Source organism: Halomonas ramblicola (genome assembly GCF_030409215.1).
Lineage (GTDB): Bacteria > Pseudomonadota > Gammaproteobacteria > Pseudomonadales > Halomonadaceae > Halomonas > Halomonas ramblicola.
In genome coordinates, this window is sequence record NZ_JAUFPL010000028.1 from 295842 (window position 1) to 313226 (window position 17385).

14 protein-coding genes are annotated in these 17385 nt (G+C 66.3%); all 14 read right to left on the reverse strand.

Annotated elements, in window-relative coordinates; translation table 11 throughout:
- Window positions 1–3 precede the first annotated feature (3 nt).
- The 14 genes from ureC to QWY80_RS12510 all read right to left on the reverse strand — a co-directional run bounded on the left by ureC (window position 4) and on the right by QWY80_RS12510 (window position 17196).
- Window positions 4–1707, reverse strand: a complete 1704-nt coding sequence (ureC, locus tag QWY80_RS12445) for an urease subunit alpha (protein ID WP_290231924.1) — start codon at window positions 1705–1707, stop codon at window positions 4–6.
- On the reverse strand, window positions 1704–2033 hold the full coding sequence (locus tag QWY80_RS12450) for an urease subunit beta (RefSeq protein ID WP_290231927.1): 330 nt from the start codon (window positions 2031–2033) through the stop codon (window positions 1704–1706). The genes ureC and QWY80_RS12450 overlap by 4 nt, the downstream gene beginning before the upstream one ends.
- Before the next feature lie 10 nt (window positions 2034–2043).
- Window positions 2044–2346, reverse strand: a complete 303-nt coding sequence (locus QWY80_RS12455; protein WP_290231929.1) for an urease subunit gamma — start codon at window positions 2344–2346, stop codon at window positions 2044–2046.
- 178 nt (window positions 2347–2524) lie between these two features.
- Window positions 2525–3427: an urease accessory protein UreD gene (locus QWY80_RS12460; RefSeq protein ID WP_290231931.1), complete on the reverse strand. Its 903-nt coding sequence runs from the start codon at window positions 3425–3427 to the stop codon at window positions 2525–2527.
- Between the two features lie 298 nt (window positions 3428–3725).
- Window positions 3726–4424 (reverse strand): urea ABC transporter ATP-binding subunit UrtE, encoded by a 699-nt coding sequence (urtE, locus tag QWY80_RS12465; RefSeq protein WP_290231934.1) that lies wholly within the window; start codon window positions 4422–4424, stop codon window positions 3726–3728.
- A complete protein-coding gene (gene urtD, locus QWY80_RS12470) occupies window positions 4424–5263 on the reverse strand; it encodes an urea ABC transporter ATP-binding protein UrtD (RefSeq protein ID WP_290231936.1) in 840 nt (279 codons plus the stop codon). The genes urtE and urtD overlap by 1 nt, the downstream gene beginning before the upstream one ends.
- Window positions 5260–6393: an urea ABC transporter permease subunit UrtC gene (gene urtC / locus QWY80_RS12475; protein WP_290231939.1), complete on the reverse strand. Its 1134-nt coding sequence runs from the start codon at window positions 6391–6393 to the stop codon at window positions 5260–5262. Before urtC ends, urtD begins: the two co-directional genes overlap by 4 nt.
- Before the next feature lie 6 nt (window positions 6394–6399).
- A complete protein-coding gene (gene urtB, locus QWY80_RS12480; protein WP_290231941.1) occupies window positions 6400–8001 on the reverse strand; it encodes an urea ABC transporter permease subunit UrtB in 1602 nt (533 codons plus the stop codon).
- Window positions 8002–8262: 261 nt separating this feature from the next.
- Window positions 8263–9558, reverse strand: coding sequence for an urea ABC transporter substrate-binding protein (gene urtA, locus QWY80_RS12485; RefSeq protein WP_435389372.1), 1296 nt, complete (start codon window positions 9556–9558; stop codon window positions 8263–8265).
- A gap of 357 nt (window positions 9559–9915) precedes the next feature.
- On the reverse strand, window positions 9916–12627 hold the full coding sequence (locus QWY80_RS12490; RefSeq protein WP_290231945.1) for a hypothetical protein: 2712 nt from the start codon (window positions 12625–12627) through the stop codon (window positions 9916–9918).
- 13 nt (window positions 12628–12640) lie between these two features.
- Window positions 12641–13921 (reverse strand): ATP citrate lyase citrate-binding domain-containing protein, encoded by a 1281-nt coding sequence (locus QWY80_RS12495; RefSeq protein WP_290231947.1) that lies wholly within the window; start codon window positions 13919–13921, stop codon window positions 12641–12643.
- 316 nt (window positions 13922–14237) lie between these two features.
- Window positions 14238–15758, reverse strand: a complete 1521-nt coding sequence (locus QWY80_RS12500; RefSeq protein ID WP_290231948.1) for a tripartite tricarboxylate transporter permease — start codon at window positions 15756–15758, stop codon at window positions 14238–14240.
- The gene (locus QWY80_RS12505) at window positions 15758–16210 is read right to left on the reverse strand and encodes a tripartite tricarboxylate transporter TctB family protein (RefSeq protein WP_290231949.1); all 453 of its coding nucleotides are present in this window, start codon (window positions 16208–16210) and stop codon (window positions 15758–15760) included. Before QWY80_RS12505 ends, QWY80_RS12500 begins: the two co-directional genes overlap by 1 nt.
- Window positions 16210–17196, reverse strand: coding sequence for a Bug family tripartite tricarboxylate transporter substrate binding protein (locus QWY80_RS12510; protein WP_290231950.1), 987 nt, complete (start codon window positions 17194–17196; stop codon window positions 16210–16212). Before QWY80_RS12510 ends, QWY80_RS12505 begins: the two co-directional genes overlap by 1 nt.
- Between the last annotated feature and the right edge of the window lie 189 nt (window positions 17197–17385).

Sequence of the window (17385 nt, forward strand, 5' to 3'; positions counted from 1 at the left end):
CTCCTAGAAAAGGTGATAACGCTGGGCGAGCGGCAGCTCGGTGGCCGGCTCGCAGGTCAGCAACTCGCCGTCGGCCCGCACCTCGTAGGTCTGGGGGTCGACCTTCAGGTCGGGGCAGGCGTCGTTGAGCTTCATGTCGGCCTTGCGCACGCCGCGCACGTTGCGACAGGCGGAAAGCTCGCTCGCCAGGCCCAGCCGTTCCTTGATGCCGGCGTCCAGGGCCGCCTGGCTGACGAAGGTCAGCCGGGTCTGGCTGGCCGCACGACCGAAGGCGCCAAACATATAGCGGTAGTGCACCGGCTGGGGCGTGGGGATGGAGGCGTTGGGGTCGCCCATGGGCGCCGCGGCGATCATCCCCGCCTTGAGGATCAGCGCCGGCTTGACGCCGAAGAAGGCCGGGTCCCAGAGCACCAGGTCGGCCAGCTTGCCGACCTCCACCGAGCCCACCTCGTGACTGATCCCATGGGTGATGGCCGGGTTGATGGTGTACTTGGCGATATAGCGCCTGGCGCGGAAATTGTCGGCACCCAGCGCCGCGTCTTCCGGCAGCAGGCCGCGCTGCACCTTCATCTTGTGGGCGGTCTGCCAGGTGCGGCACACCACCTCGCCGACCCGCCCCATGGCCTGGGAGTCGGAAGCGATCATCGAGATCACCCCCAGGTCCTGGAGGATATCCTCGGCGGCGATGGTCTCGCGGCGGATCCGCGAGTCGGCGAAGGCCACGTCCTCGGGGATGTTCGGGTCGAGGTGGTGGCACACCATCAGCATGTCGAGGTGCTCGTCGATGGTGTTGACCGTATAGGGCCGCGTCGGGTTGGTGGAGGACGGCAGCACGTACTCCTTGGCGCAGGCGGTAAGGATGTCCGGTGCGTGGCCGCCCCCGGCGCCCTCGGTGTGGTAGGTATGGATGCAGCGCTCCTTGAACGCCGCCAGGGTATCCTCGACGAAGCCCGATTCGTTGAGGGTGTCGGTATGGATGGCGATCTGGACGTCGTAGCGCTCGGCCACCGAGAGGCAGTTATCGATGGATGCCGGGGTGGTGCCCCAGTCCTCGTGGAGCTTGAGGCCCATGGCCCCGGCCTCGAGCTGGGCCTCCAGCGCCTCGGGTAGGCTGGCGTTGCCCTTGCCCAGCAGGCCGATGTTCATGGGCAGGTCGTCCACCGCCTGGAGCATCTTGCCGAGGTGCCACTCCCCCGGCGTGCAGGTGGTGGCATTTGACCCCGTGGCCGGCCCGGTGCCGCCGCCCAGCATGGTGGTGATGCCGCTCATCAGCGCCTCCTCCACCAGTTGCGGACAGATGAAGTGGATATGGGCGTCGAGCGCGCCCGCCGTGAGGATCTTGCCCTCGCCGGCGATCACCTCGGTGCCCGGACCTACGACGATCTCCACGTCCGGCTGGGTATCCGGATTGCCGGCCTTGCCGATGGCCTTGATGCGCCCGGCCTTGAGCCCCACATCGGCCTTGACGATGCCCCACCAATCGAGGATCAGGGCGTTGGTGATCACGGTGTCCATCACGCCGTCGTCATGACGCTGGCTCTGCCCCATGCCGTCGCGGATCACCTTGCCGCCGCCGAACTTCACCTCGTCGCCGTAGTGGGTGGCATCGCGCTCCACCTCGATCCATAGCTCGGTGTCGCCGAGGCGGACCCGGTCACCCACGGTGGGGCCGTACATATCGGCATAGGCCTGGCGAGTGATCTTCATGGCTTGCCTCCTGTGTTGCCATCCAGCGCGCCCATCACCTCGCCGCGGAAGCCGTAGATATGGCGACGGCCGACGAAGGGAATCAGCGTCACCTCGCGGGTCTGGCCCGGCTCGAAGCGGATCGCCGTGCCGGCGGCCACGTCCAGCCGGTGGCCGCGTGCCTTCTCACGATCGAAGACCAGCGCCGGGTTGGCCTCGGCGAAATGGTAGTGGGAACCGACCTGGATCGGCCGGTCGCCGGTGTTGGCGACCTCGACGGTGATCCGCTGCCGCCCTTCGCAGAGCGCGATCTCGCCGTCCTGAAGCTGATATTCACCGGGAATCATAAGGGGGCTCCTAGACGATGGGGTCGTGGACGGTCACCAGCTTGGTGCCGTCGGGGAAGGTGGCCTCCACCTGCACCTCGTCGACCATCTCGGCCACGCCTTCCATGACGTCATCACGGGTCAGGATCTCGCGACCGACGCTCATCAGCTCGGCGACGCTCCTGCCGTCCCGGGCGCCCTCCAGGATCTCGAAGCTGATCAGCGCCACCGCCTCGGGATAGTTGAGCTTCAGCCCGCGCGCCCGGCGGCGCTCGGCCAGCTGCGCCGCCGAGAACAGCAGCAGCTTGTCCTTGTCTCTGGGGGTCAGTTCCATGGTGCCCTCGCGATGTCGGATGAATGTCGCGTAGGAGGGATGCTTTGCATCGCGACTGGTGCCGCCAGGCACCTGGCGGCATTTGCCGGGCGTAGGTCACGCTGCCAAGGCGCCTGACGGCGCCAGTCGCCCGGCGGAGCCGGCCTCCTACGGTGTTCTGTTCAAGCGTCCTGCCTGGTCATGTTCGCCAGATCCGCGGCGCCTGCGCCTCGCGACCCACCAGCCGTGGCCGCAATACCGTCCAGGCCGCCTCGCACAGCGCCCAGGCCTCGTTACGTTCGTTACCCAGGTAGCGCAGCAGCAAGACGCCGTGGCGCAGCGTGACCGCCCAGCGAGGCGAGGCCGGCAGGGCCTCGCGCAGCGCCTCGATGGCCTCGCGCCCGTCGGCCAGGCCCACCGCCCAGAGGGTCGCCTGGACGCTGGCGCCGCCCTGCCCCCAGCGCCCGAGGAAGCGCGGGTGGGTCGGGTCCAGCGGCTGTCGCTCCAGCCATAGCGGCCGGCCATCGCGGGTCAGGCGGAAGCGCTGGTCGATGCGTCCGCTGACATAGGGCAAGCGGCTCGCCGGCCGCCCCAGGGCCAATACCTCCCAGCCCAGGCAGCGGGCGTTGCCGGTGAGTTCGATGGTGGTGGCCTGCTCGCCCCGCGAGCCATCGAAGGCGATGGTTTCCTGGGGCAGCCACTCCAGCAGGCCGCCATCGGCGACCTCGAGGTGGGTGTCCTGCCGCCAGGCCACGCCATGGCTGTCGGCACGGTAGAGCTTGTTGGCGGCCGGCGTGGTCAGCAGCGCCTGGGCGCCCGCCTCGACCCGGGCCGAGATGGCCAGGGCATCGCCGCTGACCAGGCCGCCGGGCGGATGCAGCAGGTAGACATGGCAGGCGCCGGAGCGGCCTTCCGCATCGCGTCCCTCCGGATAGAAGGGCCGCTGGACCCGCAATGGGCCCTGGTGACGCGCCCGGGACAGACGGGTCACGCCCTCCCGGACCGAGAAGCCGAGATCCAGCGACGCCGCCCAGTGGCGGCCGGCATCGAAACGGTGGCCCGACTCGAGATGGGAAGGGATGGCGCGCGGGATGGCCGTCATGACAAGGGTCCTGTGCGTCCGGTGGCTATTGCCTCTCCCTCAGCAAGCCACGTACCAACTTGGTGAAAAAAGAAAGAAATATCTTTAAATCAATGGATTATTTTGTACACAATCCGGCATTCGATGCCCTGAATGCACCAATCCCGCTCTCGAGGCACTGCTCCGCCGCACCATTTCTGGGCACCCCAGGACGGAATGCACCGATAAAAGGCAAGGCGCCCGCTCCGGCCGAGACCGAAGCGGGCGATGGGCGCTGGGCGCTGGGCGCTGGGCGCTGGGCGCTGGGCGCGGGCGGAGCCTACACCGTCAGGTGCTCCTTGATCAGTTCGTCGGAGAGTTCGCCGATCTCGCCCTTGGCCACCGGCCGGCCGCGATCCAGGATCGCGAAGCGGTCGGCGTAGCGGCGGGCGAAGGGCAGCTTCTGCTCCACCAGCAGCACGGTCAGGCCGTCCTCGGCGATCAGCCGGCGGATCACCTCGCCGATCTGGGTGACGATATTGGGCTGGATGCCCTCCCCCGGCTCGTCGAGGATCAGCAGGCGCGGCTCCAGCACCAGGGCGCGACCGATGGCCAGCTGCTGCTGCTGACCGCCGGAGAGGTCGCCGCCGCGCCGGTGACGCATCTCCTCGAGCACCGGAAACAGCTCATAGACGCGCTCGGGAATGGTACGCCGGCCATCGCCGCGAGCGGCCAGGCCGGTGCGCAGGTTCTCCTCCACCGTGAGCAGCGGGAAGATCTGCCGGCCCTGGGGCACATAGCCGATGCCCAGCCGCGAGCGCTCCTCCACCCGCCGACGGGTCAGTTCCACGTCGTCGGCGTAGTGGATGCCCCCGGAGGCCACCGCCACCTCGCCCATGACCGCCTTCATCAGGGTGGTCTTGCCCACCCCGTTACGGCCCATCACGCAGGTGCACTGCCCCGTCGGCACCTCCAGGTCCAGGTCCCAGAGGGTATGGCTCTCGCCGTAGTACTGGTTCAGCTTGTCGACGCTCAGCATCAGGCGGCCTCCTCCTCGGCACCCAGGTAGACCTCGATCACCTTCGGATCATTGGACACCCGGTCCATGCTGCCCTCGGCCAGCACGCTGCCCTGGTGAAGCACCGTCACGGTGCGGGCGATGGAGCGCACGAAGCCCATGTCATGCTCGACGACCACCACCGACTGCTTGCCCTTGCCGGCCAGGCCGGTAAGCAGCTCGGCGGTGCGCTCCATCTCCTGCTCGGTCATGCCGGCCACCGGTTCGTCCACCAGCAGCAGCCGCGGCCGCTGCATCAGCAGCATGCCGATCTCCAGCCACTGCTTCTGGCCGTGGGAGAGGATGCCCGCCGGACCATGGCGCAACTCGACGAGGCCGATGGTCGCGAGCACTTCCTCGATGCGGTCGCGCCCCTCGCCGGTCAGGCGCGCGGTCAGCGTGGGCAGGACCCGCTTGTCGGCGGCCATGGCCAGCTCCAGGTTCTCGAACACCGTCAGCGCCTCGAAGACCGTGGGCTTCTGGAACTTGCGGCCGATGCCGAGGCTGGCGATCTCCGGCTCGTTCAGCGTCAGCAGGTCGTGGCGGCTGCCGAACCACACCGAGCCGCTGTCGGGCCGGGTCTTGCCGGTGATGATGTCCATCATGGTGGTCTTGCCGGCGCCGTTGGGGCCGATGATGCAGCGCAGCTCGCCGTCGTCGATGGTCAGGTCGAGGGCATCGATGGCCTTGAAGCCGTCGAAGCTGACGCTGACGTCCTCCAGGTAGAGGATGGGGCCGTGGCGCACGTCCACCGGGGACTGCGCCGGGACCAGGAAATCGAAGACGCGTTCCCGGTCGGCCAGGGATCTCAGGATGCTCATGCGGCGCTCTCCCCCGCGGTCGGTTGGGATGTCTGGGCGTGGCTCGCGCGGCGCCTGGGGCGCTGGCCCAGCAGGCCGGCGATGCCCCTGGGCAGGAAGACGGTGACCAGCACGAACATGCCGCCCAGGGCGAACAGCCAGGCATCGGGCATCACCCCGGTGAACACCGTCTTGGCGTAGTTGACCAGCAGCGCGCCGATCACCGCGCCGTAGAGGGTCGCGCGGCCACCCAGGGCCACCCACAGCACCACTTCGATGGAGAAGATCGGCGAGAACTCGCTGGGGTTGATGATGCCCACCTGGGGCACGTAGAGGGCGCCGGCCACCCCGGCGAGCATCGCCGAGACCACGAAGACGAACAGCTGGAAGCGCTCGACCCGGTAACCCAGGAAGCGGGTGCGCGCCTCGGCGTCGCGACAGGCCACGCTGACCCGGCCCAGCTTGCTGGCGACGATCGCCCGGCACAGCACATAGCCCAGCGCCAGGGCGATGCCGGTGGCGAGGAACAGCCCCAGCCGGGTGGCATCGCTTCTCAGGTCGAAGCCCAGCAGCTCGCGGAAGTCGGTGAGGCCGTTGTTGCCACCGAAGCCCATCTCGTTGCGGAAGAAGGCCAGCATCAGGGCGAAGGTCATGGCCTGGGTGATGATCGACAGATAGACCCCGGTGACCCGCGAACGAAACGCCAGGAAGCCGAACACCAGGGCCAGCAGGCCCGGCGCCAGCAACACCATCGGGAAGGCGAACCACGGCATGTCGAAACCCAGCCAGTACCAGGGCAGGCTGTCCCAGTCCAGGAACACCATAAAGTCCGGTAGCACCGGGTCGCCGTAGACGCCGCGATCGCCGATCTGGCGCATCAGGTACATGCCCATGGCATAGCCGCCCAGGGCGAAGAAGGCGCCATGCCCCAGGCTGAGGATGCCCAGGTAGCCCCACACCAGGTCGACGGCCACCGCCAGCAGCGCATAGCTCAGGTACTTGCCGAGCAGGGTCACCGTATAGGTGGAAACGTGCAGCGGATGGCCCGCCGGCACGGCCAGGTTGAGCAGGGTGACCAGCGCCAGGGCGGCCAGCAGGATACCCAGGAAGAGCCGGGTCGAGCGTTCGGAGAAAGGTCGTGTCAGCCACATGATGGTCTAGCCCTCCGCCGCCCGGCCCTTCTGCGGGAAGAGTCCGCGGGGGCGCTTCTGGATGAACAGGATGATGAACACGAGCACCACGATCTTGGCCAGCACCGCACCGGCCCAGGGCTCGAGGACCTGGTTGATGACGCCCAGCGACAGGCCCGCCACCAGGGTGCCCCAGAGGTTACCCACGCCGCCGAACACCACCACCATGAAGGAGTCGATGATGTAGCTCTGGCCCAGGTTGGGCCCCACGTTGGTGAGCTGGGAGAGCGCCACGCCGGCCAGTCCCGCCACCCCGGCGCCCAGGGCGAAGGTCAGGATGTCGACCCGGGTGGCACGGATGCCCATGGCGCGTGCCATGGCGCGGTTCTGGGTCACCGCCCGCACCTCCAGGCCCAGCCGGGTGCGGCGCATCACCAGCATCAGGCCGGCGAACACCACCAGGGCGAAGCCCAGCACGTAGAGGCGGTTGAGGGTCAGCGAGAGACCCTCGTTGAGCATCAGCGAGCCACTCATCCACTCCGGCGAGACCACGGTGCGGTTCTGCGGGGAGATGACCGTGCGCACCAGCTGCTGCAGAATCAGGCTGACGCCGAAGGTGGCCAGCAGGGTCTCGAGCGGGCGCCCCTTGAGGAACTGGATGACGCCACGCTCGATGGCCACCCCAGCCAGCGCCGCCACCAGGAAGCCGGCGGGGATCGCCAGCAGCAGCGCCAGGCCGGGCTGGCCGGGCAGCAGCTGCTGCATGGCCCAGGTGGTGTAGGCGCCAAGCATGATCAGCTCGCCGTGGGCCATGTTGATGACCCCCATGACGCCGAAGGTGATCGCCAGGCCGATGGCCGCCAGCACCAGCACCGAACCCAGCGAAAGGCCGAAGTACAACGTCTCCAGGCCGCGGTTGAGCTTCATCTTCTGCTCGATGTCGGCCAGCGCCGAGGTCGCGGCGGCGGCCAGCTCGGGATCCTCGCTGCGGCTGGCGGCATTCAGCGCCGAGCGCACCCGGGAGTTGAGGCTGCCGGCCAGGGCGTCCACCGCCTCGGCCTCGCCCTCCTCCAGGCGGTGGATGGCCAGCGCCTGCTCGAGCAGGCGACGCACCTCGGCGTCCTCCTCGCCGTCGATGACCGCCCGGAGCGGCTCGGCCAGGCTGGCATCGACGTCGCCGAGCAGCGCTCTGGCCGCCTCGCGGCGCTCGCGAACCTCGTCGGCGTGCAGGTCGAGCACCGCCAGCGCCCCCTGCAGCTGACCGCGCAGGGCGTTGTTGATGCCGATGCGGTCCAGCTCGCGGCGCGACATCTCGCCGGCGTCCTCGAAGCTCAACGCATCGACTACCGGCCAGCTGCGGCCGCGGTTCTCGACGACCACGACGAAGCGGCCGGTGTCCTTGTGACGCTGCAGCTTGCCGCCGAGCAGCGCCTCGAGCCAGCGGCGGCTGCGCGCGTCGCCGCTGGCGATGATGGCCTCGATGGCCTCGCCCTTGTCGGCGTAGGAGGCGGTATCGAGGGGGTCCAGCAGGGCCTGGCCGGGATCGTCCTGCGCCTGGGCGGCCAGCGGCAGACCGAGCAGCAGGCAGAGGCACAGCAGGCCCGACAGGAAGCGTGGGAGCATCCTCATGGGCGTGTCCTGTAGGCAATGGGGAGATGGCGTGTCACGGGGCCCACCGGGCCGGCGCGTGCCAGGGCTATCGAAGTCAGCGGTATCGCTCGGGGCTGTTCCGTCGACAAGCCTGCGAGGAGGCGCTGTGAACCCATCCCTGGGCGCTACCGACGCCATCCCTGGCGTAGGACCTCCTCTTCGGCTTGTCCCCGGCGCCCCTCGCTTTGGGCAATAGCGATAGCCCTGGCGAGCGCCGGCCCGCTGGGACATCGGCGGGGCTTATTCTGCGGCCACCTCTTCGGCCTGGTTGCCGCCGCAGCTGCCGCGCACCACGTTGTAGTTGCCGCACTCCATGGGCGCTCGCCAGTCGCTGATCAGGTCCCTGGAGCCTTCCAGGTAGTCGGACCAGGCATCGCCGGCCACGGTGGAGGGCGTCTCCCAGACGATGGAGAACTGGCCGTTGTCCTGGATCTCGCCGATCAGCACCGGCTTGGTGATGTGGTGGTTGGGCATCATGGCCGCATGGCCGCCGGAGAGATTGGGCACCGAGACGCCGATGATGGCGTCCTTGACCGCATCCACGTCGGTGGTGCCGGCCTTGCGCACCGCCTCGGTCCACATGTTGAAGCCGATGTAGTGGGCCTCCATGGGATCGTTGGTGACCGCCATCTCATCGCCGGTGTGTTCGATCCAGGCGTCGATGAAGTCGTAGTTGGCGTCGGTGTCGACGCTCATGAAGTAGTTCCAGGCCGCCAAGTGGCCCACCAGGGGCGCGGTATCGATGCCGGTGAGTTCCTGCTCGCCCACCGAGAAGGCCACCACCGGGATGTCGGCGGCATCGATGCCCTGGTTGCCGAGCTCCCGGTAGAAGGGCACGTTGGCATCGCCGTTGATGGTGGAAACCACCGCGGTCTTCTTGCCCTGGCTGCCGAACGCCTTGATCTCGGAGACGATGTTCTGCCAGTCGGAGTGGCCGAAGGGGGTGTAGTTGACCATGATGTCGTCGTCACCGACCCCGTGCGACTTCAAGTAGGCCTCGAGGATCTTGTTGGTGGTACGCGGATAGACATAGTCGGTGCCGGCCAGCACCCAACGCTCCACGCCGACGTTGTTCATCAGGTAGTCGACGGCGGGAATCGCCTGCTGGTTGGGGGCGGCGCCGGTATAGAAAACGTTCTCGGAGGACTCCTCGCCCTCGTACTGCACCGGGTAGAAGAGCAGGCCGTTGAGCTCCTCGACCACCGGCAGCACCGACTTGCGCGACACCGAGGTCCAGTTGCCGAAGATGACGTCGACCTCCTCCTGGGCGAGCAGCTCGCGCGCCTTCTCGGCGAACAGCGGCCAGTCGGAGGCGGGGTCGACCACCACCGCCTCCAGCTCGCGACCCAGCAGGCCGCCCTGCTCGTTCTGCTGCTCGATGAGCATCTCCACGGTGTCCTTGAGCACCGTCTCGCTGATCGCCATGGTGCCGGACAGCGAGTGCAGGATGCCGACCTTGATGGGGTCTTCCTGGGCCAGGGCGGGGGTGGCGACGGCCAGGCTCAGCAGCGGGGCGGCGAGCCAGTGGGGACGCATGGCGGGACGACATGGGGTCATGGTGATCTCCTTGCGATGGGATTGTTGTCATGGATGCAACTCACCCAACGCAAGGGTCATGCCCATACCGTGAACTTCTTTATTTTATTCAAGAATTTCAATGAGGAATCCATTCTCTCCACGCCCCGGCACCAACGACCAATGCATCGGCATGGTGCAACAGGGCTACCGTCCTGCCCCTCGGTGACACGCCCCCATGGCGCAGCGCACCGCAGCGGTGCTCGGATGACTAAAGGGGGCGCCGACTCGGTCGACGCCCCCTCTCCCACGTATCCAACTCATTCCTGATGCATGCCAGCAGACTGGCGAGGTGGCAGCAGCGCCAGTCAGGCTTGCTCAGACAACATGGAAGCACGCCGAAGCGGGCGTGCGGGTGTCCATGTTGCGCCCCCGGTTCAGGTGGTCATCGATCTCGGCCGCGGAGCCGATCATGCGGCCGTAGAGGAAGACGCTGAAGGCTGCCGTCTCGAGGTCCCGCTCGGTCAGCTCGCCAGACTGGTAATCCTTCCACAGCAGCGCAAGCAGCAGCGCCGCGATCACTGCGTCGACGTTGACGCAGAAGACGTAGCGGCTGGCGCCCACGTCATACAGCGCCTGCACCAGTTCGCGGTAGAAGGCATGGAAGATGTTGTAGTCGCCGCGCTCCGCCATGAACTCCGCGATGAAGCGCTCGCGTGGATCGTAGTTGACCGGCTTGCCCTTGAAGATCGGGTGGTGGACGCCGGGCAAGGCGCGGACCTCGGTCCCGCTCTCCTTGGCCTCGGCCTTCTCACGCTTATAGGCGCGGGCGAAGTCGGTGGCCATGGCCTTGAGGTCGATGCCGTGGTTCGGGTCGGTGGGGTCGATGAGCCCCTTGTCCTTGAACTGGTCAAGCAGGAAGGCCATCCCCTCGAAGCCGTTGCCGCCGTGGCTGTAGCCGGTATGGGTGAGAAATCCGACCATGGCCTTGTTGATCTGCACGCGTTTCGGGGTCTGCGGTCCGTCGGCCGCAACCGCCCCCTTGGCGCCCTGGGCCGAGATCGAGCCTGGGCCGTTGGAGATCAGCAGGCCGACGAGGATCTGGAGCGGCAACGCCTCGTCGCGGGTCGGCTTCTTGCCGGTCATGGCGAGGAAGCAGAGGTCCGCCATGGTCCACTGGCCAAAGCGCTCGTCGCGCGGAATGCCACACAGCGAACCGGGCTGGTGGTGGGAACCCGGGATCGTCGCGCCGACCATCACGCCGTAGAGGCGTAAATACCAGGGCAACGTCTCCGCGGTCAGGCGCGAGATGCGTTTACGCATGAGGGGAGCCCAGGCGATGGTCAGACTGATCGCGGCGAGGATGGCATCCCGGGAGAGGCGGCCGTTCAGGGTGGCGAGGTATCTGAGGAAGACCGACTTGCCACCGCGCGCCTTGACGGCGGCGAGCATCGCCTCGGGGCGGGGGTCGTCGGCCTCGTCCTCGGAAGCGAGAAAGAGCTCGCGAGTAGCAGCGTCCATGGTGATCGCCGAGATGTCGAACTCCTCGCTACGACCGTCGCGCAGGCCGGAATGCGCAAAGAGGTCGATCAGCGCGCTGGTGCAGGCCAACGCGCGTTCGACCCGCTTCGGCCCGACGATCGCGGCGGCCGCCGCCATGATGGAGTTGGGCGCATTGCCCGCGTCCCGCGCGGCGTCGGCAGCCACGAGGATCGGGTCACCGACCAGGTTCACCTCCGCCGCCACGGCCACGTCAAGCATGGCACGGTCGTTCTCGCCGGCGATCTCGTGGACGAGAGGCAGTGCGAAGTTGGCCTCCAGCGGATCGAGCGCCAGGTCGAGCACTGAAAAGCCGTGCACGCTGGTCACCTGGGTGGTGGGGTCCATCACCGAAGCACCGGATTTGTCCTTCATGGTCTGGCGGGCGATCACCGCGCCAACCTGGCGCTTGAGCACGGCGAGCTGGGTCGCATAGGGCTCTCTCGGCGTCACCGGGGGCATGGCGAGTTCGGATGGCAGCGCCAGGCCCTGGTCGTTGGCGATCCAGGGCTTGAGCGCGAGGCTGCCCGTCGAGGCGAAATCGGGCGAAACGCCATTCAGCTTCATCACCGCGGTCAGTGCCATGGGAATGTCGGCGATATTGGTCACCACCGCGCCCTTGGCCGAGACCACCGGGCTGTCGGGCGTGTAGAGGCCGTCAACCCCAAAGGCCTCCATCAACCAGCCCTCCTTGTCTTCCGCCCGGTCGCCCGAGCCGGCCATCGCACCGGCATGGCCGACGGCACGGCTGAGCTTCGACTTCCAGCGGCCGACGACACAGGCAACCGTCGGCTTGCCGAAATCGACGCCGTGCTCGTGATAGCCGCCAGGTTCGACATAGAGCACCGCGGCTTTCGAGCGGTCGTCGTTCACCAGCGCATGGGAGAAATCACGTGCGTTGTAATGGATATAGACATCCTTTCCGCTCGAGACGAGCGTTGTGGTGCCCCAGCCTTCGGTCGCGAGGTACTGCGCGATGGTGGTGGTGAAGCCCCCCGAATTCGAGAAGATCGCGACCGAGCCCTTGCGCAGGGACTCCTCGGGACTGTCGCCGCCGAGCGCACCGCCAATGCGGACCTGGTTCCAGCTGTCGGCCACACCGAGGCAATTGCCACCGATGATGTCGACGCCATTGGCCTGCCCCATGGCGCGGATCTCGCGCGCATCGTGCACGGCAATCTTTTCGGTAATGATGACGATCTTTTCCAGATCGTCGTTGACACGAATGAGTTCCGCCACCCCATCGCGTACGCTGGGGGGCGGGAGGTAGATAACGCCTACATTGAAGGTGTGTCCCGCATCCAGACCCTCGCGCACATTATTGAAGACCGGAATGTCGCCCGCGGGCGTCTTGAGCTTCTGTCCGGCACGCCCCGGCGAGGTACCGAAGACCACGTTGCCCCCCGAATAGGCATGACTCACCGGGGTCACCGTGCGTGACTCGCCACCCATGATGTTGAGAACACAGACGCGATCCTCGCGTCTCGCCACATCGGCCAGCGAGCGAATGCCGAGATAGTATGGAAAGTCCGCAATACCCTGAAGATACATGATGCTTCTCCCCTTAAGCCGGTGTCTTGATGCCGAGATGCCGGGCGATCTCGGCACGGCCTCCGTCACGCATCCACTGATCGAGATTCTTCGCGTAGCTCACCACTTCGGAGATAGCGCTGTCGAAGCCGAAGAAGCGGTAGGGCACGCCGAGGCTGTCCAGCGTATCGCCGAGGTTGCCCATGCCACGTACCAGGTTCGGCCCCCCGCGCCCCACGACGACATAGAGGGGAGTCGGGCCAACTTCCGCAAAATATTCGCGCAGCGCGTCGCCCATGCCCCGGAAGGTCTCGAGGATATCCGTGTTGTTCGACTTCCCCCCGATGATGAACAGCACATTGGTCTGGGCCAGGAAATGCCGGTAGCAGATCGCGGCGACCGACTTCATCTTTTCATAGGGGGGATTGCCGCCGAAATCCGAGGAGATGATCGCGGCGTCCCCCAGCACCTCGGTCACCAGGCTATTGGCACCACCGCCGAAGGTTGGTGCCAGAATGGTGCCATTGTCGTTGATCACGAAGACATCCGACTGGCCCTGGTGGGTACGCAGCCGATTCACTTCCTGCTCGAAGGCCGAGACGTCGGCGGCGAAGAGCTGTTCGGGCAGGCCCAACCGTCCCACCCGGGGATCATCGCGATCGAAGCCACACTTGAAGTCGCAGGCGATCGGCATCAGCCGGCCGTCGCGCCCGGGGCGCATGCGGATGGGGTTCAGTTCCAGGGTGGTCATGCCATAGTGATGCATCAACTCCCAGAGCTTGGGCAGGTGCTGCACCAGCGGTGAGATGATCTCCTTGGGCGCACCGATGTCGCTCAGCGCATTGGCCACCACGAAGGCCTTGAGGCCCGTCAGCGCCTCGAACGGCACGGTGGCGATCTCGGACTTGTCCAGCTCCTCGATATCGATACCGCCGCGGTGGGTCAGCGTCATGGTCGGCGCCCGGAAGCGGCTGTCGTCGGAGATGGCAAAATAGACCTCGTGCTCGGCCGGCACGCCGGCCTCGAATGTCACCCCGTTCGCCTTGGCGTAGGCATTGCCGTGACGATGCTCGGCGAAATAGAGCCGCTCCTTCTCGGCCAGGGCGGTACGCAGATCGCTCGCCTTGCCGATAAGCCCCGCCTTGCCCTTCTTGCCTATCCCACCGCGGAACAGCGGCTTTATGAAGATCAGACCATGGCGAGAGATCAAATCCTGAATCTGATCCTCAGTCGCATCGGGACCAAGCACCTCCGAGGTCGGAAACCCGACATGAGTGAGGAGTCTTGCCCCGTGTAGCATTCCGGTAAGCTGCATACTATTTCCTCCAATAGACCGCTGTTATCCGGTGAAAGAGTCAAGCAACCGACAGGAAAGACAAAACCGCTATTTCTATCGGCTTTCCTGGAGCCCTCCTCTTCGATCTACGGCTAATGACAAGGTCGTCAACAGGGATGCCTTCAGCTGTCGTTATGTAAGTCTGCTGAATTGCATCGAGCTTCCACCCGCCCATCGAGCACGGCGAGTCATGGCTGGCGTAAAAAAAGGGGTGTCGAACAAGTTGACACCCCGAATCGTTGGTTGAGCTCTGTATGCTTGCCGGAATCGACAAGTCACTGTAGAGGGAGCACTCTCAGTCGCCTTCGGGGCCACCGGCGGCGGTCTGCATGCGTCGGCGCAGGATCGGCCCCACGATATAGGGCAGGATCAGACCCAGTCCGGCGAACACCCACAGGCCGATGGCCAGGCCGCTGTCCCACAGGATGGTCCAGTCACCGTCGGAAATGTCCATGGCGTGGCGCAGGTTCTTCTCCATCTCCGGGCCCAGCAGCAGACCGAGGATGATCGGCACCAGGGGGATCTCCAACTTGCGGAAGATGTACCCGGCCACGCCGAAGGCCACCATGAAGTAGAGGTCGAAGGTGGTGTTGCTGATCGAGTAGATGCCCACGAAGGCGATCATGGTCACCACCGGCAGCAGGAACATCGGCGGCACCGACAGCAGCTTGACGAAGATGCCCACCAGCGGGATGTTCAGCACCAGCAGCAGGAAGTTGCCGATCAGCAGTGCGGCGATCACGCCCCAGACGATGTCGGCGTTCTGGGTGAACATCAGCGGCCCGGGGGTGATGTTCAGCGAGATCAGCAGCGCCAGCAGCACCGCCGTGGTGCCGCTGCCCGGCACGCCGAGGGTCAGCATGGGCACCAGCGCCCCGCTGGAGGCGCCGTTGTTGCCGGCCTCGGGGCCGGCCACGCCGCGCGGGTCGCCCTGGCCGAAGTAGCCCTTCTTGCCCACGATCTTCTTCTCGAGGGTATAGCCGATAAAGCTGCCCAAGGAAGCGCCTGCACCAGGGAGCACCCCCGCAATGAAGCCGAGGATGCCGCCCCGGAAGCTGGAGGGCAGAATGAAGCGGATGTCCTTCCATTTCAGCGTGAGCTTGTTGACGGCCATCTTCGCCTTGCCGCCGCCGGCCTTCTCCTCGATGAAGAACAGCAGCTCGGAGATGGCGAACAGCCCGACGATGGCGATGATGAAGTCCACGCCCTCGTAGAGCTCCAGGGTGCCGAAGGTGTAGCGCTGCACGCCGGTGTTGTCGATGCCCACGGTGGCGATCATCAACCCGATGGCGGCGGCCACCACGGTCTTCATGGGGTTCTTGCCGGTGATCCCGCCGAGGGTGGCGAAGGCCAGCAGGAAGAGCGCGAAGTACTCCGCCGGGCCGAAGGTCAGGGCGAAGTCGGCGAGCAAGGGTGCCAGCAGGATCAACCCGATGGTGGCGATCAGGCTGCCGATGAAGGAGGCCACGGCGGAGATCGCCAGGGCCTCGGAGGCCTTGCCCTGCTGGGCCATGGGATAGCCGTCGAGGCAGGTCATCATCGCCGGCTCGTCGCCAGGAATGTTGAGCAGGATCGACGAGATGCGCCCGCCGTACATGGCGCCGGCATAGACCGCGGTGAGCATGATCATCGCGGTCTCGGGGCGCAGCCCCAGGGTGAAGGCCAGCGGGATCAGGATGGCCACGCCATTGGCCGGGCCGAGTCCCGGCAGGGCGCCGATCAGGGTGCCGAGGAAGGCCCCCAGCAGCGCGAACATCAGGTTGTGCGGGGCCAGGGCGACGCCGAAGCCGTCGATCAGGAAGCCAAGGGTCTCCATCAGCTCACCTCCAGGAACGAGAGCAGGCCCAGCGGCAGCGCCAGGTCGAGGGCGAAGTTGAACAGCAGGAAGACCACCACACCCGACGCCGCGCCGGTGGCGAAGGCTCGCACCGGGGCGGAGCCCATGCGCCAGCACAGGGTGCCCACCGCCAGGGTGGTGCTGATGATGAAGCCCAGCGGCTGCAGCAGCATGGCGTAGAGGATCAGCACCACCACGGCGATGATCAGCTCGACACCGGTGCGGCTCCACGGCCAGGCGTTATCCGGATCCGGCCGCACGACCATGTAGAGGCTGGAGAGTGCCAGCACGACGGCCAGCAGGCGTGGAAAGGTCTCGGGACCGACGGCTTCGGTCCCCCCGAACGGCTCGGGGAACTGGGTGGTGCCCCAGCCGTACGCGACGGCCAGGACAATCATCAGGACCCCGAAGATGCGGTCGTTGAAGGTCATTACTGAATCAGCCCGATGTCCTTGGAGAGGGTTTCGATCTCGGCGATCTGGTCCTTGACGAAGGTCTCGAACTCACCGGCGCTCATGTGGAACGGCATCAGGCCGTTCTGGGTCATGACGCTCTGCCACTCCTCGCTTTCGTAGATGGTGTCCATGGCGTCGACCCAGTACCCTTTGGCCTCGTCGGAGATGTCGGCCGGCATGTAGAAGCCGCGCCAGTTGGGGCCGAGGGCATCGATACCCTGCTCCATGGCGGTGGGGATCTCCGAGAACTCGCCGGGCAGGCGCTCCTCTGAGAGCACGGCCAGGACGCGCAGGTCGCCGGATTCCATGAAGCCCTGGGCCTCGGTGATGTCGCCGGTGAAGGCGTCCACGTGACCCCCGATCACCTGGGTCAGGGCCTCGCCGCCGTTGTTGTACGACAGGTAAGGCACCCTCGGCAGGTTCTCGACATCGGCGGCCTGGGCGGCGATCAGCACCTTGAGGTGATCCCAGCCGCCCTTGGCGCTGCCCCCGGCGAACTTGACGCTGCGTGGGTCTTCCTTGAGGGCATCCATCAGCTCATTGAGATCTTCGTACTCGGAATCCACCGACACGGCGATGATGCCGTAGTCGGCACCCAGGGCCCCGATCCAGTTGACCATGTCGGCGTTCATGTTCGGGAACTGCCCCTGGGCCAGTCGCGTGGTGGTGGCGGTGGAGGCCGCCACCAGCAACTGCTCGTCGCCGGCACGCTTGCTGACGGTATGACCGAAGGCCACACCGCCGCCGGCACCGGCCATGTTGATGGTCTGGACGCTGCGCGGGACGATATCCAGGTCCTCCATCACCTTGCCGACACTGCGGCAGGTGAAGTCCCAGCCGCCGCCCGGGTCGGCGGGTGCCAGGCACTCCACCTTGCCCTCGGGCTCGAAGGCCTGGGCGCCACCGGCGCCCACGGCGAAGACGGTAACGGCAAACAGCTTGAGCGGCGTTTTCATCGACATTGTTCTGTCCTCTTGCGCTGTGGGAGATCGGCAAGGCGAATCGGCCTTGCCAGGCGTTGTCGACTTCCTTACAATTCTGTAAGGCAGAACAACGTTCTTCAGGATGGAAAGTTAGGGGGCGGCGTCGTTCGAGTCAACGACGATCCGGCAAATTACGACCAAAGTTTCATACCGGGATGCCACACCCGG

What these genes read in the sequence shown, in the direction of transcription:
- urtA (WP_435389372.1), bottom strand. Translation starts at nt 9,558, where the DNA reads ATGCGTCCCCACTGGCTCGCCGCCCCGCTGCTGAGCCTGGCCGTCGCC.
- QWY80_RS12500 (WP_290231948.1), bottom strand. Translation starts at nt 15,758, where the DNA reads ATGGAGACCCTTGGCTTCCTGATCGACGGCTTCGGCGTCGCCCTGGCC.
- QWY80_RS12450 (WP_290231927.1), bottom strand. Translation starts at nt 2,033, where the DNA reads ATGATTCCCGGTGAATATCAGCTTCAGGACGGCGAGATCGCGCTCTGC.
- urtE (WP_290231934.1), bottom strand. Translation starts at nt 4,424, where the DNA reads ATGCTGAGCGTCGACAAGCTGAACCAGTACTACGGCGAGAGCCATACC.
- QWY80_RS12510 (WP_290231950.1), bottom strand. Translation starts at nt 17,196, where the DNA reads ATGTCGATGAAAACGCCGCTCAAGCTGTTTGCCGTTACCGTCTTCGCC.
- QWY80_RS12460 (WP_290231931.1), bottom strand. Translation starts at nt 3,427, where the DNA reads ATGACGGCCATCCCGCGCGCCATCCCTTCCCATCTCGAGTCGGGCCAC.
- QWY80_RS12455 (WP_290231929.1), bottom strand. Translation starts at nt 2,346, where the DNA reads ATGGAACTGACCCCCAGAGACAAGGACAAGCTGCTGCTGTTCTCGGCG.
- QWY80_RS12495 (WP_290231947.1), bottom strand. Translation starts at nt 13,921, where the DNA reads ATGCAGCTTACCGGAATGCTACACGGGGCAAGACTCCTCACTCATGTC.
- QWY80_RS12490 (WP_290231945.1), bottom strand. Translation starts at nt 12,627, where the DNA reads ATGTATCTTCAGGGTATTGCGGACTTTCCATACTATCTCGGCATTCGC.
- urtD (WP_290231936.1), bottom strand. Translation starts at nt 5,263, where the DNA reads ATGAGCATCCTGAGATCCCTGGCCGACCGGGAACGCGTCTTCGATTTC.
- ureC (WP_290231924.1), bottom strand. Translation starts at nt 1,707, where the DNA reads ATGAAGATCACTCGCCAGGCCTATGCCGATATGTACGGCCCCACCGTG.
- urtB (WP_290231941.1), bottom strand. Translation starts at nt 8,001, where the DNA reads ATGAGGATGCTCCCACGCTTCCTGTCGGGCCTGCTGTGCCTCTGCCTG.
- urtC (WP_290231939.1), bottom strand. Translation starts at nt 6,393, where the DNA reads ATGTGGCTGACACGACCTTTCTCCGAACGCTCGACCCGGCTCTTCCTG.
- QWY80_RS12505 (WP_290231949.1), bottom strand. Translation starts at nt 16,210, where the DNA reads ATGACCTTCAACGACCGCATCTTCGGGGTCCTGATGATTGTCCTGGCC.